This is a genomic window from Natronobacterium gregoryi SP2 (assembly GCF_000230715.2).
GTDB lineage: Archaea > Halobacteriota > Halobacteria > Halobacteriales > Natrialbaceae > Natronobacterium > Natronobacterium gregoryi.
In genome coordinates this window covers 764,236-787,975 of the sequence record NC_019792.1, presented here as the reverse complement: position 1 = coordinate 787,975, position 23,740 = coordinate 764,236, and the positions used below count along the sequence as shown (strand labels likewise).

Annotated in this window: 26 protein-coding genes and 1 tRNA gene; 14 read left to right on the top strand and 13 right to left on the bottom strand. The window is 61.9% G+C overall.

Annotation, left to right across the window (positions count from 1 at the left end; all coding sequences use genetic code 11):
• Positions 1–209: 209 nt before the first annotated feature.
• From NATGR_RS03820 to NATGR_RS03810, 3 genes are all read right to left on the bottom strand, one after another.
• Positions 210–284 (bottom strand) — tRNA-Met (locus NATGR_RS03820).
• A gap of 66 nt (positions 285–350) precedes the next feature.
• Positions 351–797: a GtrA family protein gene (locus tag NATGR_RS03815; protein ID WP_005581370.1), complete on the bottom strand. Its 447-nt coding sequence runs from the start codon at positions 795–797 to the stop codon at positions 351–353.
• A gap of 205 nt (positions 798–1,002) precedes the next feature.
• Positions 1,003–1,269 (bottom strand): HAH_0734 family protein, encoded by a 267-nt coding sequence (locus NATGR_RS03810; protein ID WP_005581371.1) that lies wholly within the window; start codon positions 1,267–1,269, stop codon positions 1,003–1,005.
• Between the two features lie 165 nt (positions 1,270–1,434).
• Between NATGR_RS03810 and NATGR_RS03805 the strand changes: the two genes are divergently transcribed.
• From NATGR_RS03805 to NATGR_RS03775, 6 genes are all read left to right on the top strand, one after another.
• The gene (locus NATGR_RS03805) at positions 1,435–1,716 is read left to right on the top strand and encodes a 50S ribosomal protein L44e (RefSeq protein ID WP_005581373.1); all 282 of its coding nucleotides are present in this window, start codon (positions 1,435–1,437) and stop codon (positions 1,714–1,716) included.
• 5 nt (positions 1,717–1,721) lie between these two features.
• Positions 1,722–1,895, top strand: a complete 174-nt coding sequence (locus NATGR_RS03800; RefSeq protein WP_005581374.1) for a 30S ribosomal protein S27e — start codon at positions 1,722–1,724, stop codon at positions 1,893–1,895.
• Positions 1,892–2,692 (top strand): translation initiation factor IF-2 subunit alpha, encoded by an 801-nt coding sequence (locus NATGR_RS03795; protein ID WP_005581375.1) that lies wholly within the window; start codon positions 1,892–1,894, stop codon positions 2,690–2,692. Before NATGR_RS03800 ends, NATGR_RS03795 begins: the two co-directional genes overlap by 4 nt.
• Positions 2,689–2,868, top strand: coding sequence for an RNA-protein complex protein Nop10 (locus NATGR_RS03790; protein ID WP_005581376.1), 180 nt, complete (start codon positions 2,689–2,691; stop codon positions 2,866–2,868). The genes NATGR_RS03795 and NATGR_RS03790 overlap by 4 nt, the downstream gene beginning before the upstream one ends.
• A 7-nt stretch (positions 2,869–2,875) precedes the next feature.
• Complete coding sequence (locus NATGR_RS03785; protein WP_005581377.1) at positions 2,876–3,646, top strand: proteasome assembly chaperone family protein; 771 nt, start codon at positions 2,876–2,878, stop codon at positions 3,644–3,646.
• Between the two features lie 729 nt (positions 3,647–4,375).
• Complete coding sequence (locus tag NATGR_RS03775) at positions 4,376–5,734, top strand: flavin monoamine oxidase family protein (protein WP_005581379.1); 1,359 nt, start codon at positions 4,376–4,378, stop codon at positions 5,732–5,734.
• 57 nt (positions 5,735–5,791) lie between these two features.
• Here NATGR_RS03775 and NATGR_RS03770 read toward each other — a convergent pair whose 3' ends face one another.
• Positions 5,792–6,571, bottom strand: a complete 780-nt coding sequence (locus NATGR_RS03770) for a DUF7839 domain-containing protein (protein ID WP_005581380.1) — start codon at positions 6,569–6,571, stop codon at positions 5,792–5,794.
• 163 nt (positions 6,572–6,734) lie between these two features.
• Here NATGR_RS03770 and NATGR_RS03765 point away from each other — a divergent pair, with 163 nt between their 5' ends.
• On the top strand, positions 6,735–7,964 hold the full coding sequence (locus tag NATGR_RS03765; protein ID WP_005581383.1) for a digeranylgeranylglycerophospholipid reductase: 1,230 nt from the start codon (positions 6,735–6,737) through the stop codon (positions 7,962–7,964).
• Positions 7,965–7,967: 3 nt separating this feature from the next.
• Here NATGR_RS03765 and NATGR_RS03760 read toward each other — a convergent pair whose 3' ends face one another.
• The 4 genes from NATGR_RS03760 to NATGR_RS03745 all read right to left on the bottom strand — a co-directional run bounded on the left by NATGR_RS03760 (position 7,968) and on the right by NATGR_RS03745 (position 10,693).
• Positions 7,968–8,660: a YkgJ family cysteine cluster protein gene (locus NATGR_RS03760; RefSeq protein WP_005581385.1), complete on the bottom strand. Its 693-nt coding sequence runs from the start codon at positions 8,658–8,660 to the stop codon at positions 7,968–7,970.
• A 46-nt stretch (positions 8,661–8,706) separates the two neighbouring features.
• On the bottom strand, positions 8,707–9,492 hold the full coding sequence (locus tag NATGR_RS03755; protein WP_005581386.1) for a class I SAM-dependent methyltransferase: 786 nt from the start codon (positions 9,490–9,492) through the stop codon (positions 8,707–8,709).
• A 40-nt stretch (positions 9,493–9,532) separates the two neighbouring features.
• Positions 9,533–10,336 carry an MBL fold metallo-hydrolase gene (locus NATGR_RS03750; RefSeq protein ID WP_005581388.1) on the bottom strand — a complete coding sequence of 268 codons (804 nt, stop codon included), beginning with the start codon at positions 10,334–10,336 and terminating at the stop codon, positions 9,533–9,535.
• Positions 10,337–10,411: 75 nt separating this feature from the next.
• Positions 10,412–10,693, bottom strand: a complete 282-nt coding sequence (locus NATGR_RS03745) for a MarR family transcriptional regulator (RefSeq protein WP_015233304.1) — start codon at positions 10,691–10,693, stop codon at positions 10,412–10,414.
• Positions 10,694–10,938: 245 nt separating this feature from the next.
• On the opposite strand from NATGR_RS03745, the gene NATGR_RS03740 reads away from it, so the two are divergent.
• The 3 genes from NATGR_RS03740 (at position 10,939) to NATGR_RS03730 (ending at position 12,988) form a co-directional block, all read left to right on the top strand.
• The gene (locus NATGR_RS03740) at positions 10,939–11,646 is read left to right on the top strand and encodes a class I SAM-dependent methyltransferase (RefSeq protein WP_005581390.1); all 708 of its coding nucleotides are present in this window, start codon (positions 10,939–10,941) and stop codon (positions 11,644–11,646) included.
• Between the two features lie 150 nt (positions 11,647–11,796).
• Complete coding sequence (locus NATGR_RS03735) at positions 11,797–12,720, top strand: glycosyltransferase family 2 protein (RefSeq protein WP_005581391.1); 924 nt, start codon at positions 11,797–11,799, stop codon at positions 12,718–12,720.
• Positions 12,721–12,808: 88 nt separating this feature from the next.
• Positions 12,809–12,988, top strand: a complete 180-nt coding sequence (locus tag NATGR_RS03730; protein ID WP_231990819.1) for a hypothetical protein — start codon at positions 12,809–12,811, stop codon at positions 12,986–12,988.
• A 54-nt stretch (positions 12,989–13,042) separates the two neighbouring features.
• On the opposite strand, the gene NATGR_RS03725 is transcribed toward NATGR_RS03730, so the two are convergent.
• The 3 genes from NATGR_RS03725 to NATGR_RS03715 all read right to left on the bottom strand — a co-directional run bounded on the left by NATGR_RS03725 (position 13,043) and on the right by NATGR_RS03715 (position 16,462).
• A complete protein-coding gene (locus NATGR_RS03725) occupies positions 13,043–14,332 on the bottom strand; it encodes a hypothetical protein (protein ID WP_015233302.1) in 1,290 nt (429 codons plus the stop codon).
• Positions 14,333–14,510: 178 nt separating this feature from the next.
• Positions 14,511–15,473, bottom strand: coding sequence for a DUF368 domain-containing protein (locus NATGR_RS03720; RefSeq protein ID WP_005581394.1), 963 nt, complete (start codon positions 15,471–15,473; stop codon positions 14,511–14,513).
• A 143-nt stretch (positions 15,474–15,616) separates the two neighbouring features.
• Positions 15,617–16,462 (bottom strand): amidohydrolase family protein, encoded by an 846-nt coding sequence (locus NATGR_RS03715; protein ID WP_005581395.1) that lies wholly within the window; start codon positions 16,460–16,462, stop codon positions 15,617–15,619.
• Positions 16,463–16,651: 189 nt separating this feature from the next.
• Here NATGR_RS03715 and thsA point away from each other — a divergent pair, with 189 nt between their 5' ends.
• From thsA to NATGR_RS03700, 3 genes are all read left to right on the top strand, one after another.
• The gene (gene thsA / locus NATGR_RS03710) at positions 16,652–18,196 is read left to right on the top strand and encodes a thermosome subunit alpha (RefSeq protein WP_005581396.1); all 1,545 of its coding nucleotides are present in this window, start codon (positions 16,652–16,654) and stop codon (positions 18,194–18,196) included.
• Positions 18,197–18,384: 188 nt separating this feature from the next.
• On the top strand, positions 18,385–18,726 hold the full coding sequence (locus NATGR_RS03705; protein ID WP_005581397.1) for a HalOD1 output domain-containing protein: 342 nt from the start codon (positions 18,385–18,387) through the stop codon (positions 18,724–18,726).
• A gap of 324 nt (positions 18,727–19,050) precedes the next feature.
• A complete protein-coding gene (locus NATGR_RS03700) occupies positions 19,051–19,494 on the top strand; it encodes a hypothetical protein (RefSeq protein ID WP_231990817.1) in 444 nt (147 codons plus the stop codon).
• 190 nt (positions 19,495–19,684) lie between these two features.
• Here the strand turns inward: NATGR_RS03700 and NATGR_RS03695 are convergent, their stop codons facing one another.
• Positions 19,685–20,497, bottom strand: coding sequence for an SAM hydrolase/SAM-dependent halogenase family protein (locus tag NATGR_RS03695; protein ID WP_005581400.1), 813 nt, complete (start codon positions 20,495–20,497; stop codon positions 19,685–19,687).
• A 139-nt stretch (positions 20,498–20,636) separates the two neighbouring features.
• Entirely contained in the window at positions 20,637–21,155 is a 519-nt protein-coding gene (locus NATGR_RS03690) for a nicotinamide-nucleotide adenylyltransferase (protein WP_005581402.1), read from the bottom strand.
• A 385-nt stretch (positions 21,156–21,540) separates the two neighbouring features.
• On the opposite strand from NATGR_RS03690, the gene lonB reads away from it, so the two are divergent.
• Entirely contained in the window at positions 21,541–23,736 is a 2,196-nt protein-coding gene (gene lonB / locus NATGR_RS03685) for an ATP-dependent protease LonB (RefSeq protein WP_005581403.1), read from the top strand.
• Positions 23,737–23,740: the final 4 nt, after the last annotated feature.

The following is a 23,740-nucleotide window of genomic DNA, read 5'->3' as shown; positions in this document are numbered from 1 at the left end:
TCGAGCAGTGAACAATTCACGACGGTCACGGCACTCGTCACTGTGTGTTTCGTTTTCGGTCGCGTCAAAACGTCGCAGAAGGGACAGCCTACGTTACCCCCGTTCGTTGCGCTCACGACTGGCTCTCGTTCGAACCTACTCGGCGTCGTTTCCGACGTCGAGACTGGCACCGCGCTCCGATCGGTGCTCGTTGTTGAGTTCGTGAAAAGTAGCGGGAGGTAGATTTGAACTACCGGTCTGCGGGTTATGAGCCCGCCGGAATCTCCTGGCTATCCCATCCCGCTATCTCTTCATAACCGGGTGCACTAGTTAAGGATTGTGATTCCGCTGCCGTGTGCGGGTTTCTCACGCTACTCTCGGTGAACCTTCCACGTAAAGAGGCTCTCGAAAGTGTAATTGACAATGAAGCCGACGCCGATACCGATCACGTTCGCAAGCAGATACCAGACAGCGAGGAACTCGATCAACGCCGTATACACAGCGAGCGTGACGAGAAACCCGCTGAACCGAACCGTATACGATCGCGAGAGTCGCTCAAGCAACGCCCGGAGAGACGTCCCGCCGAACGTCGAGAACGTCCACGCTTCGTTGATACCGAAGATGACCGCGATTGCGATCACCCAGGCGACGCCCTTCGCGGTAATAAACCCCATCTCGGCGAGCTCGACCAGTACCAGCAAGACGCCGTTGTCGACTGTCGCACCGACGACGCCGACGCCAGCGAACTGACCGAATCGGGTGACCGAGACGAGTGCTCGAGCGCGCGCCCGAGTTGCTTCGAGGAGCGAATCAGTCATCGTCGGGTCCGTGTGGAGCTCACGTCACTGACGAGGTGGTCGGTTATCGTCGCTTCGCGCGTTCGTTTCGACAGTGTCACGTGGAGTCGGGACTGTGCTCTCTTTCTCTGACCCAATATACGTTTCGCGCCGCGGCGCGCCCGAACGGCCCCACGCGCGAGTTCGAAGCCGGTCGCCGCCAACAGAGAGTTGGCGAACCGACCGATCAGACCGCGAGGTCGCCGCTGGGGCGAACGACGTCGACCTCTTCGGCGTCGACGCGCTCGACGTCGAGAAAGTGCGGAACGTAGTTCTGTTTCTCGAAATCCTCGAACTCGGACTCCGCACCGACGGTGCACCAGAGCTGGACCGTCTCGGGGCCGTGCCACTCGCCGTTGCGGCTGATCCCGAAACAGAACAGTTCCTCCCCCTCGTGTTCGACGATGGCTCCTTTTCGGATACCGGGATCGCCGCGAATGATGAGCCGTTTCATATCCCGCCGTTTGTCGGAGAAACGATTAAACGCTTCGAACGTGCTACGGACAGCTCGAGCGACGACACTGACTTTCGTCATTGCACCGAGAGATCACCACGGGACGGCGGCGAACCAAACGGGTTTTAAACAGCCCCGTCTTAGGCCACGGCAAGTGAGATAACCATGCAGATGCCACGCCGATTCAATACGTACTGCCCGCACTGTAACGAACACCACGAACACGAAGTCGAGAAGGCCCGGACCGGCCGTTCCTCGGGAATGAAATGGGACGCTCGTCGTACCAAACGACACACCTCGAGCATCGGTAACTCCGGTCGGTTCTCGAAGGTGCCGGCTGGCGAGAAGCCCACCAAGAAGACCGACCTCAAGTACCGCTGCAGCGAGTGTGGCAAAGCCCACCTCCGCGAGGGATGGCGTACCGGCCGACTCGAGTTCCAGGAGTGATTACGATGTCAGGAAATTTCTACAGTGTCCGATGCAGCGACTGTGAGAACGAACAGACCGTCTTCGGAAAAGCCTCTACGGAGGTCGCCTGTGCCGTCTGCGGGACGACGCTTGCCCGACCGACTGGTGGCAAAGCCGAGATCGACCACGAGATCGTAGAAACGGTCGAATCACGATGAAATACAGCGGCTGGCCCGATCCCGGCACGCTCGTCGTCGGGAAGATCGACGAGATAGAAGATTTCGGTGTCTTCGTCGATCTCGAGGAGTACGAGGACAAGCGCGGTCTCATCCACATCTCGGAGGTCGCCAGCGGATGGATCAAGAACGTCCGCGACCACGTCCGCGAGGGCCAGATCGTCGTCTGTAAGGTCTTAGACGTCGACGAGGAGTCCCAGCAGATCGACCTCTCGTTGAAAGACGTCAACGACCACCAGCGCTCCGAGAAGATCCAGCAGTGGAAAAACGAACAGAAGGCCGACAATTGGATGGAACTCGCGCTGGGCGACGACGTCGACGACGAGACGTACACGGTCGTCGCGAACGAACTGATCGCTGCTCACGGAGGTCTCTACCAGGGCTTCAAGCAGGCGGCGATCCACGGCGACGAAGCTCTCGAGGACGCCGACCTCGAATCCGACGTCTGTGATTCGATCGTCGAGACGGCTCGCGAGAATGTCTCGGTGCCGTACGTCAACGTCACCGGCTACGTTGACCTCGAGAATCCGTCGCCGTCTGGCGTCGACGGCATCCGTGAGGCGCTCACGGCAGCGGGGGGCAACGGTGACGTTCCGGCCGAGGTCGACCTCGAGGTCAGCTACGTCGGCGCACCCGAGTACCGCATCAAGGTGCAAGCGCCCAACTACAAGACCGCCGAGTCCCAACTCGAGGAAAGTGCGGATCGCGCTATCGCCGCGATCGAAAACGAGGGTGGCGAGGGCGAATACCACCGCGAGCGTCGCACTGACGAGGAATGAAAGCAGACATCCGGGTGTGTTCGGCGTGGCGCGAGCGACACGACCGCCCGGTGTATACCCTTTCGTCTGACTGTCCAGAGTGTGGCGCTGACGCCGAGAACAGTGCGCCCGCGCCGTTCGACCCCGAAGACCCGTACGGCGAGTACCGACGGTCTCTTAAGCGTCGCAATCGCTGATACGGGTATGGACGAACTCGAGATCGACGCGGTTGCGGAGGTGCAACTGGACGATCCAGTGCTCGTCGAAGGGTTGCCCGGCGTCGGTCACGTCGGCAAGCTTGCGGTCGACCACTTACTCGAGGAACTCGAGGGGGAGAGCACGCTCGTTCGGCGGCTCTACTCTCGGGAGTTTCCGCCACAGGTCACCGTCGAAGACGGCATCTCGGAATTGACCTGTGCGGAGATCCACGCCGTCTCCGTTCCCGAGGGTCGTGACCTCTTGGTTCTGACTGGCGACCATCAGGCACAGACCAACGACGGTCACTACCTGTTGACGACGGCGTTTCTCGACGTGGCCGAGGAGTTCGGCGCGTCGGAGGCGTTCGCGCTCGGCGGCGTCCCGACCGGCGAGCTCATCGACGAGTACGCGGTCGTCGGTGCCGTCGGCAACGAGTCGTTGCGCGACGACCTCGAGGAGGTTGGCGTCGAGTTCCGCGAGGACGAACCGGCGGGCGGCATCGTGGGTATCTCAGGGCTCTTGCTCGGACTCGGTGAACGCCGTGGCTTCGACGTAGCCTGCCTGATGGGTGAGACCAGTGGCTATCTCGTCGATCCCAAGAGTGCGCGGGCGGTTCTCGAGGTTCTCGAGGAACTGCTCGCGTTCGACCTCGACTACGAGACTCTGGACGAGCGAGCCGACGAGATGGAAGACGTGATCGGGAAGATCCAGGAGATGGAACAGCAACAGCAACAACAGCAGATGCCGACGGACGACGACCTTCGGTACATCGGCTGATCGCTGGCGCGCTGTCGGTCGGTATCTTGCTCACGTCACGTTACGTCACGTCACGTCACGTCACGTTACGTCTTCGCGCCAGTTCCGTCCGTTTTCGGTTCCGAAATGGTTGTCTCTATCCGTTCGGCGGGAGGGTATGACGCCGACACCGGACCGACGACGGGCTGGCAGGATGGTTCGAACGTGGTTCGAAAGACTCGAGGAGCGGTTCGGTACTGAAGACGCCGAGCGGGAAGGTGGGGAGTAGTACCATCCTGAGCGTGGACCGACTAGTTGGGAGTTGGCCCAAACCGATCACGATTCTCGATCAGAAGTAGAGCGCACTAGTCAGAGTAGACTTGGGACGCTACTAGTACCGTCCCAACCGTCGACTGACGGGTCGAATCGAGCGACACCGCCAGATTCGACCCATCAGTGCAGGCTTGGCCCGCCACTAGTGGCAGAAGCACCAGTGACGGAAGGTGGAGCGACGGCGAACTCGCGAGCGCGATTCTGGGGACGACGAGCAGCGGTTCTGGATCGTCGATCTGGTCGGAGATCGCGTCGTCGCACCGATCCGGCTCCGGGGCCGGCGAGTGCTCGAGTGGCGTTCGTCGACACGTCTCTCGACCGGAGTGCGAATCGAGCGGCTGCGGAGACTCGAGCGGTGTCGATGCGAGTGATCGGCGTCTGTGAGCCGTCTCAGGAACAATCCGTGTCACTATTTTCTCGCCTGCTGTAAACGACGGTATGAACGAGATTTGGGACACGGAGCAGTACGATGTCGGGATCGTCGGTGCGGGGCTCGCTGGCTTGACGGCGGCACGGGAACTGACTGGGGCGGGACTGGACGTAGTCGTCCTCGAGGCCAGGGATCGCGTCGGCGGGCGTACGATCGGCGGATCGTTGTCGACCGGTGACACGATCGACCGCGGCGCGGAGTGGATCGGAGCGGAGCACGACCGTGTCCTCGAGTTAGTCGAGGAGTTCGATCTCGAACTCTGTGAGCAGTACGGTTCGGGGCTCGATCGAGTTGCCGTGACGGGCGACGTGTTCGATCACGGGGATCGGTTCCAGGCGCTCCCGTCTGAATCGGCTACGGAGCTGCGCGAGGCTGCCGACCGGATCGAGTCGCTCCGTGACGGCGTTCCCCGCGAGACGCCCCACGAGGTACCTGACGCCGATGCGTGGGACGCGACGACTCTCGAGTCTTGGAAGCGAGAGACGATGGAGACCGAGGTTGCACGCCAGACGTTCGACGCGTTCGTCCGCGCCGAATTCACCGTCGAGCCGAGCGAGATTTCGCTACTGTACTTTCTGACGGCCGTCAACGCCGCCGGCGGACTCGAGATGGCGTCCGATTCGGTCAGTGCCACACAGGAGTACCGGCTTGCCGGCAGCACTCACCAGCTCTCGAGGGGGTTGGCCGCGGAACTCGGTGACGTGGTCCGACTGGGCGAGCCGGTTCGGCGGATCGATCGGCGCGGCGACGGGGTAACGCTCGAGACGGACGACGGGACGTACGCGGTGTCGAACGCGGTCGTCGCCATCCCGCAGCCACTGGTCGGCAACATCGATCACGAACCGCCGCTGCCAGCCCGTCGTCGAGGACTGGGACAGCGGATGCCGATGGGGTCGGTTGTCAAGTGTATCGCCGCGTACGAGGAGCCGTTCTGGCGGAGTGACGGATATTCGGGATCGGTGCTGGCGGCAGACGGCGTTGTGTCCGAAGTCGCGGACGGGACGCTCCCCAACGGTGATAGCGGGCTTCTGGTGGCGTTTATCGCCGGTGCCGACGCACTCGAGTGGAGCGACCGACCGGTGTCCGAGCGTCGAGAACGGGTGCTGGCCGAACTCGAACGGTACGTCGGACCGAAGGCGGCAGACCCGCTCGAGTACGTCGACGAGCCGTGGTCGACGACGCGATGGTCGACGGGCGGGTACAACGCCGTGATGACGCCGGGAACGCTGACGTCTTGTGGTGCTGTGCTCCGCGAACCCGTCGACGGCGTCTACTGGGCCGGCTCGGAGACGGCACTCGAGGGACGTGGGTTCATGGAGGGAGCGATTCGATCGGGCGAACGAGTCGCGGTCGAGATACGCGAGTGAGCGGGTCTCGAGAACGCTGCTTGTGACGTGACTGTCCGACCGTGACGTGCGACGACGCTACGCTTCGAGCACTTCGTAGGAGACGTCGGTGTCCCGTAGCGTGTCGGTGACTCGGCCGGTGGCGTCGGCCGTCGTGACAGCGACGACCTCAAGACCGCGTTCGGCAGCCGCGGCGGCGACATCGCCGACGGCGAACGTGACGGCCGGTTCGATGTCTGCCTTGTGGCAGGTGACGACGGCTTCGACGCCCGTGGCGACGACGAGATCGACCTCTTCACACCGTTTTGCGACCGCCTCCGGATCGGCGGCGCGACTTCCGCCGCTCCTGACGGCGGGTACCTGGAGGACGGTCACCGAGCCGGGTTCCAGATCGATGACGCCCTCGAAGCTGGTGACGCCGACGTCGGCTCCGGCCTCGGCGTCGGTCGTCACGACGCCGGTCGCGGTTCCCTCGTTGCCGGGGGTCGCGTGGAGGAGGCCGTCCTCGACGGACAGTGAGACGATATCGCCTTCCTCGACGTCGTCGGCCGCGATAGCGGCGTCCTCGCCGACCGCGCCGAGGACGTCTTCGGTGACGTGGTTGACGAACCGGCGAACGTCGCCTGCAGCCTGAAAGAGCCAGTCGACGCCCTCTTTGGTGACGCGATAGCGGGACCGCCCCTCTTTCTCGACGAGTCCGTCGTCGACGAGTTCGCGGATGTACTCGCTGACTGCTTGGCTCGTGACGCCGACTTCCCCGGCGATTTCTCCCTGGCTCACTGCGGGCTGGCGCTCGGCGATCTGGACGAGGATTCGGAATCGCGTCGCAGTCCGCTTGTCGTCGAGGACGTCGACCATACCCGATCTTTTTCGACCGCGGTAAAAAAGGTACGCGGTCCCATAGCGTCTCAGTGTGTGGAAGAACCCCACTCAGTCGGCCGAAAAACGACCGGAATCGGACAGACCGTTGTCGCTGGTCTGGACCGAACAGACTAATTAGGACCCGAGACAGTTTCGACTCATGAACGATCGCTACGACGTAGTGATCGCTGGTGCCGGTCCCGCCGGCGGCCAGTGTGCTCGAGATCTCGCAGCGAGAGGCTACGACGTCGTCGTCCTCGAGACCGAGTCCGAAGACGAGTTCCCCCGCCAGAGCAACAAGTCGACGGCAGGCACTTTCCCGTCGATGATGTCTTCTTTCGGGATTCCGGACGACGTGGTGATGCAGTACACCGACAGCGTCGTCCTCGAGTCGCCGACCGATCACTACGTTCGAGAACAGCCTGGTGCAGTCCTCGAGTTCGCGGACTTCAAGCGGTTCTTGGTCGAGGATAGCCGCGAAGACGGCGCGGAGTACCGGTTCGACGCTCGAGTGACGGGGCCGATCATGGAGAACGGCGAGATCGTCGGCGTCGAGTACAACGGCGACGAGGAGGTGTACGGCGAGATCGTCGTCGACGCGACTGGTCCGAGCGCACCGCTGGCCAAAGAACTCGGTGTCAGCGACCTGAAACGAGAGAACCACGCCATCGGCATCGAGTACGAGTTCGAAGGTATCGACGTCGATCGTCCCGGCTTCGCGGACCTCCACGACGCGATGATGCTGCGCCTCGATCACGAGATCGCACCCGGTGGCTACTCCTGGATCTTCCACACCGGCGAGGACACCGCCAAGGTCGGTCTCTGTTACATCCAGAACGCCTACCACAAGCGGTACGCCAAGGACGGCTACACGATCGACGACTACATCTCTCACTGGATCGAGACCGACCCGCGGTTCGACGACGCCGAACGACTCGAAGGCAGGCAACACCGCGGTTCGGCGCACATTCAGATGCCGGGACAGATGCACACCGACCGGTTCATGGCTATCGGCGATACCGTGCCGACGGTCGACCCACTGTGGGGTGAGGGCATCCATACCTGCATGAAGTCCGGCCGCGCGGCGGCCGCCACGGCCGATAGCTGCCTCAAACACGGCGACCTCGAGCCGAACGCGGAGAGTCTCGAGGTCTACGAGACGCTGTGGCACCGCGATGTCGCGCCGAACGTCAGTAACCGCCAGCTAATGACGAAGATGCTCTATCTCGCCGAGAACGAGCGTTACGACGAGTTGATGGCGGATCTGAACCGACTCGACGACGAGACGCTCGCAAAGGCAAACAGCGGGAACTTCCGAGCGATCGCGAAACTGCTCGGCGTTCGCGACCTCCCGATGCTCGCAAAATTCGTGAAACGAGAGCTTCTGTAGAACCTACTCTCCTTCGAGTGGTCGTCCGTCGACCCGTTTTGCACCCTCCGAATCGTGGACGACGACCTCGCCCGGCCCGGGATCGGTGGGTTCGTACTCGTCCCGAACGCCGATCGCTTCCTCGAGTTCTCTGACGGCACGCTCTTTGAGTGTGCGTGCGAGTTCCGCCGCATCGTCACGAGAGATGTTCCGGCCGAGTCCCTCGCACTCGTGAGCGCGCACGATGCCAGCTTCGTCTACTGCCTCGCCCATCGGCTGGCTGGTTCCCGAAAGTGCCACGCTGAACGGGTAGGTCCGACAGATCAGCGGCCGGTCGTCGTGAGCGACGCAGGCTCCCGTTCCGTCGTCGGCTTCCTCGTAGAAGACGCAGTCGCCACAGCCGTCGGTCTGGAGCGCCCACTCGAACGTCTCGCCCGAAAGCCCCTCGTCGGTCTCCTCGAGGCCGTACGGCATCGGCCGGGCGGCGTCGCGCCACTCGCGGTCCTCGGCCGGGGGAACCGCGTCGCTCTCTCCGTCGGCCGACTCGAGGTCCCGCACCTCGTCGGGAAAGGCCGTTGCGATGTGTTCGTCCTCGCCGTGGCCCGTACAGCAGGCACCACAGCGCGTACACTCGAAGCCGATCGACTCGATCGCGTCCGCGAGGTCGTCGACCGAGAGCTCGCGGGCCTGCTCGAGTTCCTCCTCGAGGGGTTGCACGGCTGTACCTACGTCCCGACGGGGAAAAGCCAGTCGCTCCTGTGTCTTATCGTTCCGCACGCAGACAGACCGACCTCGACGGCCGGTGGCGGAGTTCGCGCGCGAGTTCCGGATAGTCGCCCTGGAACTCCTCGGTCGGCTCCGGTTCCACGAGGTCGGACAGGTCGAACCCGGCGGCGAGCAACGGCTCGAGCAACGCGTGCAGCGGCCGTCGGTAGTACGTTCCCGGGTTCTCGCTGTCGGGGCCTCCCCAGTGAACTTCGAACCGTTCCGTCTCGTGATACGCAGGTTTCTCGCGGTCGGCGACGACGTGTGGATCGAGGTCCATCTCGAGTGCGTCTGTCGTACTCGGGTACTCGCGGTCGCGGACGATCAGGAAGTCGTGGAACGGGTGGTGAGTCGAGATCACGAGCGACCCGCCCGGGCGGAGCACCCGAGCGAACTCCGACAATGGCGTCTCGAGCGACGGGAGGTGCGAAAATACGTGTTGACAGAGCACGACGTCGGCGGAATCGCCCTCGATGGTGGAGAGCGGTTCGGAGAGGTCCGCACGACGAAACTCGACGTCGTCGCCGTACCGGTCGCGGGCGACCCGAACCATCTCCTGGCTCGCGTCGATACCGAGTACGTCCCCGCCCCGGTCGGCGAGAAGCGAGGCGTAGTACCCGTCGCCACATCCAGCGTCGAGGACGCGTTTCCCGGACAGCGACGGGAGCAAGGAGTCGATAGCGGGGAAGAGTATTCGTTCTTTCGTCGGTCCGCGGGTTATCTCTTCCCAGTTGGGCGGGAGTTCGTCGTAGTGGCGCGTGATCGACCGCTGATCGTCGTCCATACGGTGCTGTCGACGGCGGGACGGAATACCGAACGGATACTCACAATAACTGACGTTTTCCGGTCGTCGGACGCACACGTTCGCCGTCCCACTCGAGTCGGCCTTCGACGTCGAGTTTCTCGAGGTGGGCGACGACCGTCGCCCGCGCGAGGTCCTGGACGCCAGCCAGGTCTTTCTCGTAAGCCGACGCGAGGATTTCCTCGAGGGTTCGTGCGCCACCCGAGACGGCCTCGTTGATGCGGCGCTCGCGCCTGTATCGATGATCGAGCAGGCGCTCGAGTGTCTCTCGCGGCGAGGTAATTTCGGGGCCGTGGCCCGGACACAGCCGCGGCGGATCGATCGCCCACAGTCGGCGGAGCGTGGTGAGATACGCGCGCATGTCCCCCTCGGGCGCGCCGACGACGACGCTTCCCTCCCGGAGTGCGCAGTCGCCACAGAGTATCGGTCCCTCGCGGCCAGCCTCGAGCGCGACGTGGTCGGGTGCGTGACCCGGGGCATCGAGGACTCGGACCCGGTCGTCGCCGAGGGTAATCTCCGTTCCCGGTCCGAACTCGCGGTCCGGATCGCAGTCGGTGGTTTCCCGGAATCGGTCGGCGTGGCCCGCTCGAGCCCAGACTGTTGCGCCCGTCTCGGCGGCGTAACGTGCGACGGCCCCGACGTGGTCCGGATGCGAATGGGTCACCAGCACGTGTTCGACGCTCCGGGCGGCGACGACGTCGTCGAGTGCGTCGGTTCTGGTGGCCGGATCGACGAGCACTGTGGGGCCGGTCCCGAGCACGTATGCGTTCGTGTCGCCGGTCGGTGCACGCGTCCCGGTCGGGACGACACGGCGAACGATGTCCATGACTGGAAGTAACGGCGGTGGAAAAAGTGCGTGTCGCAATAGCGCAGGTGGTCGGTTGCCTCGATCGGATTGCGCTTAGCGTTTCAGGAAGTAGACCTGTTTGCGCGCGTCGCGGAAGCTATAGCGGGAGTCGACGAGTCCGACGTCCTCGAGTCGATTGAGCGCGTATCGGACGGTCCGGTCTGGCAGTAGCGATTCTTCGGCGAGTTGTCCCTGTGAGAGCGGGGAGTCGGTCTCGAGAACTTTTGCGACGAGTTTCGCACTCGGGGGGAGGTCACGCAAGCGGTCGCGGTACTCTTCTTCGGTGAGCGTCTGTTCGGCGGCTCCGCCACGATCTTCCGTGGTACTCATGCTCATAACAATCTGAGCGGAGTCGGTACTGGTAAACCTTCCCTATATGTGGATAGGAACAATGCAGTTTGTATAAGGATAACAGTGTTATATTAACACAGTTGCGGCAACTCCAAGGAATGGGCGTTCGAGACACTGACGGACGGATTGTGAAGACGCTCGACCGGTCCGTGCCGGCGTCGCCCGCAGATCGGATTATCGAACGAACTCCAGTATCGTTTTATTGTCCGGCCATCGTAGTTGCGTTCAGTGTGAAAGGACAGGAGTGGTACCAGGCCGACGATGTCGCCGAGGAGTACGACGACAAGCGGTTCTCCAAGGGTGGGCAGCTCATCGACCGTCGAGAGAAAGAAGCAGTTCTCGACGCGATCATGCCCGTCGAGGATCGAAACGTCCTCGAAATCGCCTGTGGTACCGGGCGATTTACCGTCATGCTCGCCGAACAGGGAGCAGACGTCGTTGGACTCGACATTTCGGCGGCGATGTTACAGCAGGGACGACAGAAAGCACAGAACGCCGATCCCGAGGGACGACTCGAGTTCCTTCGGGGCGATGCAGGGCGACTGCCCTTCCCGGACGATCACTTCGATACGGTCATCGCAATGCGGTTTTTCCACCTCGCGGACGACCCAGAGGCGTTCCTCCGGGAGATGCGTCGCGTCTCGCGCGAACAGATCGTCTTCGACACGTTCAACCGTTTCAGTTCCCGCAGCGTCTACAACTGGGCGTTGCCGATGGGGTCCCGACTCTACTCGAAGAGCGAGGTCAGCGAGTTACTCGCGAAGACGGAGCTGACACTGGTCGACGTCGAAGACGACTTCCTCGCTCCGTACGGGCTCTACCGAGCGATCCCGAACGGACTCGCGAGCCCGATTCGGCGAATCGACACAGCCGTCGGCGGGAACCGGGTCACCGATCACTTCGCGTCGGTTTCCTACTGGAACACCCGACTCCGGTGAGCGGCTGGCGGGTCGCAGGATCGACCGTCGATAGAGTAGGTCCGTTCCACCTGGAGTCGTCTTTCGGAACTCGTTCTCTCGCCACGTCCGCCAGACTCGAGAGACGGCGTGGCCACCCCATTTTTATTACCGGAGGAATTACACAGAAGCATGGAACTCTCGGCAGTCGTCTCGACACTCAACGATCGAGAGCGACTGCTGACGTGTCTAGACGCACTCGACGAGCGGACGCCGTCTTCGACGGAGGTCATCGTCGTCAACGGTCCCTCCTCGGACGGGACCAGTGGGGCCGTTCGCGAGCGAGACGACGTCGATGTCCTCGTCGAAATCTCCGAACGGAACCCGAACGTCTCCCGCAACGCGGGACTGGGCGTCGCCTCCGGCGACGTCGTCGCGTTTCTCAGCAGCGAACACGCCGTCGAAGCGGGCTGGTACAGCGCTATCGAACGGACGATAGAAAACGGTGCGGACGTCGCCACCGGGCCGGTCACCGGTGACGATCGGTTCGGCGGTGTCGATCCCCGCCGGCCCCGGACGATCGCCGGACGTGACGTGACACTTTTCGACGGCGACAACGTCGCGTTCGCCCGGACCGTACTCAAGGCACTCGACGGCTTCGACGAGTACCTCGAGGTCGGCGGTGCCCGTGACTGTGCACACCGCGTTGCAGGACTGGGTTTCGATGTCGGCTGGGCGATGGAGATGGCGGTTCGTCGGGAGATCGGAACCGACGGTGGACAGCCCGACGCCGATCTCGATCCGGCTTCGGACTGGGGGGCGATCTACCAGTCGATCGCCTACCGACTCGCGAAAAATTACGGCCCGCGCCCAAGCGTTGTCGTCCGCACGCTCGGGAGCGCGATCCGCGACGGCGTCGTCACCGTCCGTGGGGTCGTCTCCGGCGACTCGACGCCGACCGAGTGGCTGTCGGACGGAACGGACGTCGCCGCAAGCGCCGGCAGCGGGCTACGAGATGGGATCTACGCCCGGTACAGTGATCGGTCGGCCCGACGGAACCCGTACGGCCTCTCGGCCAGACACAATCGTGCAGTCCAGTTGTACGACCGGCGGTAACCATACTGCCCAATGCCATTGCTGTTGGTGATATCCATCTGATTATCGAACAGGAACAATGAAGGTGATTGAATCTGTCTCCATTAGTATGGAATCAACAAGGATACTCGTTGGCATTCTTGGATTGCAGATCACTATTGCGGCTGGACTAATCGAACTCATCGAACATGTTACTCCTGCAGCGGAGGGGTTTTGGGTTATTCTTATGTTCGGTGGCGTTATACTCACAGCATCTGTTCTATTTATTAATCTGATAGGAAACAATTGAGATAGGTCGCTTGATTTTATCTACGTATTATTAGTCGGATTACCGTTGGTAGTATCAGAGATAACACGTCCTCGAATAGGTGAATTGGCGATCGTCAGAATGAGTGTTAACCCAGCCGGTTCCTGGGAGTCGCAGCCCCCATTCGATTTCTTCGATGTCGATTTCTACGACATCGATCGGATCCGGAACGGGGTGGGTTCCCTCGTCACATTGGCTAAAGTCGTATCTGGCAGCACTCCCGACTTCGATCTCAGCACTGTACTTTGCCGAATCCCCATCTGAACTGTTCACTTCGAACTCGTGATGTGAGAACCCGGATGGCATCGTCGTTCGATCAGTTAACGACGCTTCGGGAAGTGTTACCCCGCTGCTGTATCCGACGGACAAGCCAGGATCTCTGCTGAGATCGAGTCCGATCGATGCTTGGCGTGACGTCGTCGTATCGTCGAGGTCGTTAGTGGGATCAACTCCTGTTAGAAGATCTTCCGTCGAGACACCATTTGCTCCTTTATCCCAGTCTTGTTTGATAACCGCTTTTTTGTTTCGCATACCGGTATGAACGGTTCCATCGATACAGTACTCGTCGTGCCCGTCGTTGCAGAGTTCCCTCCCTGCCTCGAACCGCATGAACGTTCGTGCGCCGATGCGCTGTTCGTCTTCGTCTTTTCTGATCGTAATGTCGAAGTCGACACCGCCTGGTCGGGGGTTATCCGCAATACCACCAGCCTCATCGAAGTGATGGTAAATCGATGAGCCACCGAAATACGACCAGTCCCCGAAATCGACATCCCAGTCTTCAGCCGTAGCGTCGTCGGTCGTTTTCGTTTTGCTCTTCCCCTTCAATACATCTTCGAGCATCGCATCTGCTCGTTCGTGCATACGCGTCGTTCGAGCGCGGATTCGCTCTTCATCTTCTGACCTCTCGTCACGTGACCCCGATCGGTTGGGTCCGCTACTGGTTACGTACTGTTCTTTGGGACGACCATTTTCCTCAAGAACGACGTTGTACGCGACGATCCGGTCCGCTTCGAATGCCTGTTGCGGTTTGAGCAGCAGTTGTTCCGTCGTATTCGTGTATCCCTCGATGATTGAATCGCGCGTCTCTTTGATCGTCTCGCTCGTGATCGGATCTTCGTACGTGCCTCGAATTTTCTGGTGAACTTTCGGCTCTTCACTCAGTATCGAGACTGTTTCATCGTCATCTCCTTCCGACTGTTTCGCCGCTGTGACGGCCGATAACATCACCGCTCCAGTACTGAGCGCAACTGTTTTGAGGGCAGTTCGTCGCGTCGTGGGCCGATTCGCCTGTTTGGAGTCAGCAGCCGTATTGTCTCTATCAGACATTACGATTGCCCATCCAACACTAAGAAAAATAAGTTTATTTGATAAGTTTTATTTACCTGCTTAAACAATTCATAGAAATATTCGGACGTTTTATATTGGGTGTCTCTCTCGTAAATAGACAGAGATCGCGTTCTCGAGTTTCGCTACGTCGTTTCGAAGAATCCCGAACTCGACGGCGTCACTCCGGATCGAACCCGCCAGCGAGAGCATCCAGTCCGAACAGGGCGACGGCACCGACGATCGCCCAGGCACCGGTTAGCAGGGCGATATCGGTCGTCCAGGCGTAGACTTCGCCGATATTGTGAAGCGGTGCGGGAATCGATCCGGCGATCAGTCCGACCAGGAAGAGCAGCGTTAGCTCCCGCCGGTAATCGAGGGCTCGACGAACGATCCTGGCGATCGTCACGAGGCCGAGGAACCCGCCCGCGACGAACAGGACGACCGTCGTTCCGGGGCCGATTACGCCCTCGAGCGTCCCGTTCCCCGATACGAGCGCGCCCAGGGAGCCGAGAAACGCCGTCAGTTGATCCGAGAGGAAGACGTACTGGCCGAGCAGGATTAGGATGAGCGCGCCGGAGATGCCCGGCAGAATCATCGCACTGATCGCCAGCGCGCCCGAGAGGAAGATCAGGAGTGCACCGCTGCCCGGCAGTTCGACGACGCCACTCGCGACGAGCAACGCGAGTACGGTACCGGCACTGGCTGCGAGAGCGTGCTTGAGGGAGGGAAACGGCAGGCTCCGGAAGAGGACGACCGCGGACGCGGCGATCAGCCCGGTAAAGAAGCCGAAGAGTGCGATGGGTTTCGATTCCGCGAGCGCGGAGACGGCACCGGCGATGAGCGCGACGGCCGTCACCATCCCGACGCCGAGTGGCAGCAGGAACTGCAGATCCATCTCGAGCAGTGCCTCTCGAGCCCGTTTGCGCCTGGCAGGATCGTAACCGCGGCATACGTCGACGACGCGAGCGGGCGTCAAGGCGGTAATTGCGGCGATCAGACGGCCGTAGAAGCCAAGCAGGAGGGCAACGGTGCCGCCGGAGACGCCGGGCAGCGCGTCGGCCGTCCCCATACAGAGACCGTAGGCGTACACACGGAGCAGTTCGAGCCGGTCGACGGCTCGTTCCTCGAGGTTATATCCCATGTTCGGCCCCGCCAGTTCGGTCGTCGTTCGTCCCCGGACCCGTCGTCTCGGGGCCGCGTCTCGCGTCCATATCTATCGGATACTGGGGCAGTGGCATAAATGGACAGACTCGCTGCAGGGAACGAAATCAGAGGTCGAGTCGGTCACTTCCAACTCGTCGCGTCCGGCCCCAGCACGTCGATCACGCGACACGCGTTCTTCGAGAAGATCCGCCGGAGCAAGTCCTCGGAGACGTCGAGGGTGAGCGTCTCCATGACGGCGACGTTCGGGTGGGCGTCCGGAGCGCCGCTGCCGAAGAGGACGCGATCTGGGTGTTCGAGCACTGCCCGCTCGAGGACGTCCCGGTAGCGAACGAAACTCGTCTCGAGGTAGCAGTCGTCGTACTGCTCGAGGAGGTCGATCATGGTGTGCATGCGTTCGCGGTCGAGTGGGTGGCCGCCGAAGTGGGCGACGACCACGGGAAACTCGCGGCCGAGCAGAGCGTCGGCAAGCGCCTCCGGCGGTGCATCGGCTCCGCCGCGAACGACGAGGGGTAGTTCGACGTCATCGAGCGCCTCGAGGAGGTCTTTGTCGGGGTAGCCGTCGGCGGCGGGGTCGAGAACGAACCCGTGAAAGCGGTCGTCGTAGGCGTACATTTCGACGTCTCCTGGCGTGGTGTGGGTTTCCTTCGGTCGGTTGATGGCGTTGCGTAGACGGCCCGCTGTCGTGTGTTCCGAGTGTTTGGTTCCGCTGATTCGGGCGAACGCGACGAACGGCCGATCGACGCTGTGACGGGCGACGCCGTTGTTCGGTGCGACGTAACTCGCCTCGTGTCTGGCAGGGGGGAAGACGATCGATCGTGTGACCCCTGCCTGGTGCATCTCACGTTCGAGTCGGTCGGGCGTGATCGTCCGACCGTGTCTCCGGGCTTGGGACTCCCCCTGTCGTTCGTCGAGCGCCAGCGTGGCGTAGACGTCGACGACCCGAAACCCGTGTTCCAGTTCCAGCATCCCGATGAAGTGTTGTAGACCGATCCATATTTTGGTACCGGCTTCTCGCGCGTGCTGCCGTGGCGACGGTTCACACGACAATCGCAAGACGGAGTGGGTCCGGTAGGGAAACACTTATATAGAAGTGCTGACGACATAGTTACTGAGGCTTCAACTATGGCACAACAGGGTCGCATGGGCGGACAGCCTATGTTCATCATGAGCGAGGATAGCCAGCGAACGCAGGGTCGGGACGCCCAGTCGTCCAACATCATGGCCGGCAAAGCGGTCGCCGAGTCGGTACGGACGACGCTCGGGCCCCGCGGTATGGACAAGATGCTCGTCGACTCGGGCGGCGAGGTCGTCATCACCAACGACGGGGCGACCATCCTCGACGAGATGGACATCGAACACCCCGCAGCACAGATGATCGTCGAAGTCGCCGAGACACAGGAAGAAGAAGTCGGCGACGGAACGACGACCGCGGCCGTGGTCGCTGGCAACCTGCTCGGTGAGGCCGAAGACTTGATCGAGCAGGATGTCCACGCGACGACGATCGTCGAGGGCTACCACGAGGCTGCCGAGATCGCTCTCGAGGCGATCGACGAGCAGGTCCAGGAGGCCGAGGTCGACGACGACATCCTCAAACAGGTCGCTGAGTCGAGCATGACTGGCAAGGGAACCGGCGGTCTCACCGCCGAGTCGCTTGCCGAGACGGTCGTCGAGGCCGTCCGTCACGTCGAGAGCGACAACGGCGTCGCTCGCGACAACGTCACCGTTCACACCCAGATCGGCGCGTCCTCGAACGCGACCGAACTCGTCCCTGGTATCGTCGTCGACGAAGAGCCTGCTCACGACGGCATGCCCGACGAAGTCGAAGACGCTTCGATCGCCGTCCTCGACGTCGAACTCGACGTTCGCACCGGTGACGTCGACGCCGAGTACGCCATCGACTCGATCGACCAGCTAAACGCCGCGATCGACTCCGAAGAGAGCGAACTGCAGGGCTACGCCGACACGATCGCCGAGAGTGGAGCCGACGTCGTCTTCACGACCGACGACGTTGCCGACCGCGTCGCCGCTGCGCTCGCCCGCGAAGACGTCCTCCTCTTCGACGACATCGGCGACAGCGACGCCAAAGACATCGTCTCCGCGACCGGTGCCCGGCGCGTCGGCACCCTGGACGACCTCGAGGACGACGACTTCGGTGAGGCCGACCGCGTCCGCTCGGAGAACTTCGGCGACGACGACCTCGCGTTCGTCGAGGGCGGCACTGCCGCAGAGGCCGTCACCGTCTTCGTCCGCGGTGGCACCGAACACATCGTCGACGAACTCGAGCGCACCATCGGTGATGCACTCGACGTGGCCGCGACGGCACTCGAGTCCGGCGAGGTCGTTCCCGGTGCCGGTGCAACCGAGATCGCGATTGCCGACACGGTCCGCCAGGAAGCCGCCGGTATCGAAGGCCGCAAGCAGTTGGCCGTCGACGCCTTCGCGGACGCGATCGATGTCGTCCCGCGGACGCTCGCCGCCAACACCGGCCGCGACCCCATCGACTCGCTCGTGGACCTCCGTGCCGCCCACGAGTCCGAGGGTCGTGCCGGTCTGGTCACCGACGGTGAAGCAGTCACGATCGACGATCCCTTCGACCACGGTGTCGTCGACCCAGCCGACGTCAAGCGCGAAGCCATCGAGAGCGCGACCGAAGCCGCGACGATGATCGCCCGCATCGACGACGTCATCGCCGCCGAGTAACGCGATTCGACCGCCGCTTTTCACGCCGAGTAACGCGATTCGACCGCCGCTTTTCACGCCGAGTAACGCGATTCGACCGCCGCTTTTCACGCCGAGTAACGCGATTCGACCGCCGCTTTTCACGCCGAGTAACGCGATTCGACGAACCGGCCACCATCGTTAAGTTTTAACATGCGAGACTGGACGATATGTCCGGGACAGCACCTGCGGATCGACTGACTCCCGTCGACGACATTGCCGGACGAACGATCTACTACGATAGCGACAGCGAAAGCTATCACACGTGGTGTGTCGACGATGAATACGAACCGGCGACAACGGCACTTCTACTGACTGTTGCATCGGTCCAAGGGGTCGAACCGGACGAACTCGAGGCGCTCTCGGATCGCGTCGATCCGGACGCGCTGAACACGCTGGTTACTCACTGGCAGGCCGACACCCGGCACGTTGACGGCTCGCTCTCGTTTCCGTTCGCGGATTGTACCGTAACGGTGTATGCGAACGGCGAAATCGTGATCGATCCCCGATAGGAACCGGCCGTATAGTCGGTTTCAACTCACTGGTTCGGCTCGAGACGTGATCCCGGTTGATCTCAGTCGACTGTCTCGAGCACAATCCGATCACTGGGATACGCGACGTCGCCGTGATAACGTTCGAGTCGATACTCTTCGAGTTGGTCTCGAGATGAGCGGATCGCGTTCGAATGGTGGGTCACTGGTGCTGCCGGATAAGTACGAACTTACAGCGGTGGACGGGACGAGTCTCGACAAACACTGGTTCGAACTCTATAACAGCAAATATAGCCACTCCAAAAAGTTCAGCACACATATGTATTCGTGGGTTGTATTTTGATTGTGAAAAGGCGAGAGTATCTAACTGCAGTTACGACGATAGGACTTGCTGGCTGTGCCCAATCACAAGAACCAGACGTTCAGCTAGCCGGTGTCGTTGTAGCGAATTACGGTGATGAGGAGATGGACTGCGAGATACGCGTACTCGATGGTGACACGGAACGGCACTCGGAAACGTTCGAGTTGGAGCCACCAGAATCGGAGACAGGGATGACGAGAGAATCACTCGACTGTCAGTGGCCAGACGCAGGACAGTTTCGGATAACGGCTACAGAAGGAGGGAAAGAGGAAACGACCGATCTCACCGACGACGATCACGAGCGGTACGTCGTATCCGTCACGAAAGACTTCATGAGCGCTGGACTCAGTATATGGGCCCAGCCATATGCCGAAATAGAGGACGTGGACGATGAAATAGAAATCTGCGGCTTTGTCGATGATGACTAGCGAGTATACCCCTGCCCCTCTTTGTTACTGATTGGAACCGCTCTGTCGTCCTGATTTGCCTGGTATCTCGTGGTGTCGCGGTTCTGTGCCGTGGAGCAGGCACACCACCTGAAGGGCTATTTGTAGGGCAGTTCCGACGTCACCGCAGCACGGTCACGGCGACACCGGGACATCGGTACAGCAGTTCGTATCAGTCGGCTGTTTCGAGGACGACCTCGTCGCCGACTTCCAACCCGAACGCCTCGTCTCCTCGTCCCTGGTTGACGTCGAGTTCGACGTAGCCGTGGCTGCCGACGGTCGCGAGGCGGTCGCCGACCGGCACGGACGCGAACGTCTCTCCGACCGGGACCGTCTCGCCGTCGAGGGTGATCCGCTCCCGATCCTCAAGGAAAGAGCCTGGAACGTTCGTGATCGCGTTCCCGAAGTCGTCGACGACCAGTATCTCTCCGACAGCGCGATTAGCAGAGAGCGTCGGCTCCGGGAGGTCCAGCGAGACGTACTCCGTGGCTGGCTCGAGAACGGAAAGCGTCTCGAGTGCGTCTGGGCCGACCTCGTGTGCCTTGGCGGCCGCGGGCGCGAAGACATCCCGCCCGTGGAAGGTGTTGCTCGCCGGTCCCGCATCGGTCGCGGACGGGATCGATCTAGCGGCGTCGGGTGCCTCGAGACGAGTCTCGTCGACGACGTACTCCTCGAGGTCGACGTCGTCGGCGAGTCGGCGAGCGGCGGGGAGGAGGACGCCGTTGTCGGGTCCGACGAGGACGTGATCGCCGGCACGGACCACGAGCGCGTTCCGGTCGGTGCCGACGCCGGGGTCGACGACGACGAGGTGCGTCGCCAGCGGGAAGTACGGCAGCACCTCGCGAAGCCAGAATGCGGCCGAGCGAACGTCCTGGCGCGGGAGGTCGTGTGCGACGTCGACGAGTCGGGTGTCGGTTCGCTGGAGGATCACTCCCTTCATGGCCGCCGGATACGGCGTTCCAAAGTCGGATGTGAGCGTGATCATGTGTGTTCGTACTGGCCGGTCGAGGAAAGGGAGTTCGACACAGATTCGTGCGGGTTACTGTACCGATTTACCGGCGCAACTGCCGTCCGGGTCGCGGTTGTGCCGGAACTGACTTTCAGTGAACCGTCGCGGTGTGAGATCAGCCGCCGTTCGAATCAGAGTCGCTCACCATCTGGATACGCTCGATACCGTTTATCTCCCCGACGACTTCGACGACGGGTGCGGGGACGAGCGACTCCCAGTCGTCGCCGTGTATCATCCGTTCGCGCACCTCGGAGCCCTCGAGGACTTCGCGGTTGAACATGGGTGACTGGCGCACCTCGATGCCGGCCTCGCGAAAGAGTTGGATGACCAGTGGGTTGTTCGAGTAGGCGACGTCGAAGTCCGGACACATGCTCTGGACGTGGCTCACCCACACCGAATTTCGTTCTAGGTCTTCGATCGGCACTGCGTAGGTGACGAGGTCGTCGTCGACGACTGACTTGGTGATCATCATGATTCGTTCGCCGGCGGTAAACGGGTTCCGGACGGTGTGAGAGTCGTCGGCGCTGCCGATGCCGAGAACCAGTTCGTCGACGTCGTCGGCGATCCGTTCGACCACGCTGTAGTGGCCGTCGTGAAACGGCTGGAACCGACCGATATAGAACCCACGTGTCATGTCCGTAACTGGATTGGCAAGGCGCTTAAGCGTGGCGTGTTCGCCGTGAGGCGGGCAGTTGTCGTCGATCGCTGCCGATCGGTGGTCACGGTCTGGACACCTATCGTCTGATCGAGTTGTATCGCCACTGAGTGGCGGGCGAGGCCTGGCTGCTGGGCCGATCCGGATGGTGTGGGGCGGGTCGACTCGTCAGTCGGCGGGGAAACGGGACCGAGTTATGTTGGTTCGTATGAGGGGTAAATTGCAGTCGAGGCCGGCTCGGACCCGGGAGCCATTCACCCCCGTCGGCCGCTGTAGGCCTCAGTATTGGCCATCCACACCATCCGCCGCATGGAGAAAGTATATCAGTGCCAATCCCTTCGAATCAGGTACTGAACAGAGTTCTATGAGCAACGATACGAACGTTGACGACACTCCCGAAGACCCTTCGGAGCCGACCGACGATCACGACGAGGATCGTCGCCAGGGGACAGACCGCTCTCAGGACGAGGAGCAGGTCCACGGCAACGAGGGTCCGCAAGGAGCACGGTCGCCGCTCGAGGAGGACGGTGACCGAGCCGAGAGGGGTTCGACTGACGGCGTCGAATCCGGCTCGGAGTCGACTACCAACGACGAAGACGACATCGAGACCGTCGAGGATCTCGGTAGTACCGTCGACGTCGATCCCGGCGTCGAAATCGACGAGGAAAACGCCGAGGACGACTTGCTCGGTGGCCTCCAGGTCGACTCGACGGACGATATCGAGGTGCCGGATCGCCTCGTCGATCAGGTCATCGGCCAGGACGAGGCCCGAGACATCATCATCAAGGCGGCAAAGCAACGCCGTCACGTGATGATGATCGGCTCGCCGGGGACCGGCAAGTCGATGCTGGCGAAGGCGATGAGCCAACTCCTGCCCCAGGAGGACCTCCAGGACGTTCTGGTCTATCACAACCCTGACGATGGCAACGCACCGAAGGTGCGAACCGTCCCTGCGGGGAAAGGCGAACAGATAATCGACGCGCACAAGGAGGAAGCCCGCAAGCGCAACCAGATGCGGTCGATCCTGATGTGGATCATCATCGCGGTCGTCATCGTGTACGCGCTTTTGGCCGCGAACATCCTGCTTGGCATCCTCGCTGCGGGTATCATCTGGCTGATATTCCGCTATACGTCTCGCGGGACCGACGCGATGGTGCCCAATATGATCGTCGACAACGGCGATCAGCGCCAGGCCCCCTTCGAGGACGCGACCGGTGCCCACGCCGGCGCGTTGCTGGGCGACGTCCGCCACGACCCGTTCCAGTCTGGCGGCATGGAGACACCCAGCCACGACCGCGTCGAGCCGGGTTCGATTCACAAGTCCAACAAGGGCGTGCTGTTCGTCGACGAGATCAACACGCTCGACATCCGTACCCAGCAGAAGTTGATGACGGCGATCCAGGAAGGCGAGTTCGCCATCACCGGACAGAGCGAACGCTCCTCGGGCGCGATGGTCCAGACCGAGCCCGTCCCCTGTGACTTCGTCATGATCGCAGCAGGAAACCTCGACGCGATGGAGAACATGCACCCCGCACTCCGGAACCGCGTCAAGGGATACGGGTACGAGGTCTACATGGACGACACTATCGAGGACACCCCCGAGATGCGCCGGAAGTACGCCCGGTTTGTCGCCCAGGAGGTCGAACGCGACGGCCGCCTGCCTCACTTCACCGACGACGCCGTCGAGGAGCTCATCCTCGAGGCCAAGCGCCGTTCGGGTCGGAAGAACCATCTCACGTTGCACTTCCGCAGCCTCGGTGGGCTGGTTCGGGTCGCTGGCGACATCGCTCGTGCCGAGGACCGCGAGTATACGACTCGCGACGACGTGTTGCAGGCCAAACAGCGCTCTCGTTCGATCGAGCAACAGCTTGCCGACGACTACATCGAACGGCGCAAGGACTACGAGTTGCAGGTCACCGAGGAGGCCGTCGAAGGCCGCGTCAACGGCCTCGCGGTCATGGGTGAAGACTCGGGGATCATGCTGCCGGTCATGGCCGAAATCGCGCCCGCGCAGGGCGGCGGTCAGGTGATCGCAACCGGCAAGCTCCAAGAGATGGCCGAGGAATCGGTCCAGAACGTCTCGGCGATCATCAAGAAGTTCTCCGACGTCGACCTCTCGGAGAAAGACATCCACATCCAGTTCGTCCAGGCTGGCCAGCAGGGCGTCGACGGTGACTCGGCCTCGATCACGGTGGCGACGGCCGTCATCTCCGCCCTGGAGGACATTCCGATCGACCAGTCGGTCGCGATGACCGGCTCGCTGTCGGTCCGGGGTGACGTGCTTCCGGTCGGCGGCGTCACCCACAAGATCGAGGCTGCCGCGAAGGCTGGCTGTGACACGGTCATCATCCCGAAGGCCAACGAACAGGACGTGATGATCGAAGACGAGTACGAGGAGATGGTCGACATCATTCCCTGTTCGAACATCAGCGAAGTGCTAGATGTCGCTCTCGAGGGTGAGCCGAAGAAAGACTCACTGGTCGACCGACTCAAGCAGATCACTGGGACGGCACTGGATCGCCAACAGCCCGTCGGCGGGTCGAACCCAAGCCCACAGTAACTAC

Coding starts and splice junctions, on each gene's coding strand:
- NATGR_RS03815 (WP_005581370.1), bottom strand. CDS start 797: ATGACTGATTCGCTCCTCGAAGCAACTCGGGCGCGCGCTCGAGCACTC.
- NATGR_RS03810 (WP_005581371.1), bottom strand. CDS start 1,269: ATGAAACGGCTCATCATTCGCGGCGATCCCGGTATCCGAAAAGGAGCC.
- NATGR_RS03805 (WP_005581373.1), top strand. CDS start 1,435: ATGCAGATGCCACGCCGATTCAATACGTACTGCCCGCACTGTAACGAA.
- NATGR_RS03800 (WP_005581374.1), top strand. CDS start 1,722: ATGTCAGGAAATTTCTACAGTGTCCGATGCAGCGACTGTGAGAACGAA.
- NATGR_RS03795 (WP_005581375.1), top strand. CDS start 1,892: ATGAAATACAGCGGCTGGCCCGATCCCGGCACGCTCGTCGTCGGGAAG.
- NATGR_RS03790 (WP_005581376.1), top strand. CDS start 2,689: ATGAAAGCAGACATCCGGGTGTGTTCGGCGTGGCGCGAGCGACACGAC.
- NATGR_RS03785 (WP_005581377.1), top strand. CDS start 2,876: ATGGACGAACTCGAGATCGACGCGGTTGCGGAGGTGCAACTGGACGAT.
- NATGR_RS03775 (WP_005581379.1), top strand. CDS start 4,376: ATGAACGAGATTTGGGACACGGAGCAGTACGATGTCGGGATCGTCGGT.
- NATGR_RS03770 (WP_005581380.1), bottom strand. CDS start 6,571: ATGGTCGACGTCCTCGACGACAAGCGGACTGCGACGCGATTCCGAATC.
- NATGR_RS03765 (WP_005581383.1), top strand. CDS start 6,735: ATGAACGATCGCTACGACGTAGTGATCGCTGGTGCCGGTCCCGCCGGC.
- NATGR_RS03755 (WP_005581386.1), bottom strand. CDS start 9,492: ATGGACGACGATCAGCGGTCGATCACGCGCCACTACGACGAACTCCCG.
- NATGR_RS03750 (WP_005581388.1), bottom strand. CDS start 10,336: ATGGACATCGTTCGCCGTGTCGTCCCGACCGGGACGCGTGCACCGACC.
- NATGR_RS03745 (WP_015233304.1), bottom strand. CDS start 10,693: ATGAGCATGAGTACCACGGAAGATCGTGGCGGAGCCGCCGAACAGACG.
- NATGR_RS03735 (WP_005581391.1), top strand. CDS start 11,797: ATGGAACTCTCGGCAGTCGTCTCGACACTCAACGATCGAGAGCGACTG.
- NATGR_RS03730 (WP_231990819.1), top strand. CDS start 12,809: ATGGAATCAACAAGGATACTCGTTGGCATTCTTGGATTGCAGATCACT.
- NATGR_RS03725 (WP_015233302.1), bottom strand. CDS start 14,332: ATGTCTGATAGAGACAATACGGCTGCTGACTCCAAACAGGCGAATCGG.
- NATGR_RS03720 (WP_005581394.1), bottom strand. CDS start 15,473: ATGGGATATAACCTCGAGGAACGAGCCGTCGACCGGCTCGAACTGCTC.
- NATGR_RS03715 (WP_005581395.1), bottom strand. CDS start 16,462: ATGCTGGAACTGGAACACGGGTTTCGGGTCGTCGACGTCTACGCCACG.
- thsA (WP_005581396.1), top strand. CDS start 16,652: ATGTTCATCATGAGCGAGGATAGCCAGCGAACGCAGGGTCGGGACGCC.
- NATGR_RS03705 (WP_005581397.1), top strand. CDS start 18,385: ATGTCCGGGACAGCACCTGCGGATCGACTGACTCCCGTCGACGACATT.
- NATGR_RS03695 (WP_005581400.1), bottom strand. CDS start 20,497: ATGATCACGCTCACATCCGACTTTGGAACGCCGTATCCGGCGGCCATG.
- NATGR_RS03690 (WP_005581402.1), bottom strand. CDS start 21,155: ATGACACGTGGGTTCTATATCGGTCGGTTCCAGCCGTTTCACGACGGC.
- lonB (WP_005581403.1), top strand. CDS start 21,541: ATGAGCAACGATACGAACGTTGACGACACTCCCGAAGACCCTTCGGAG.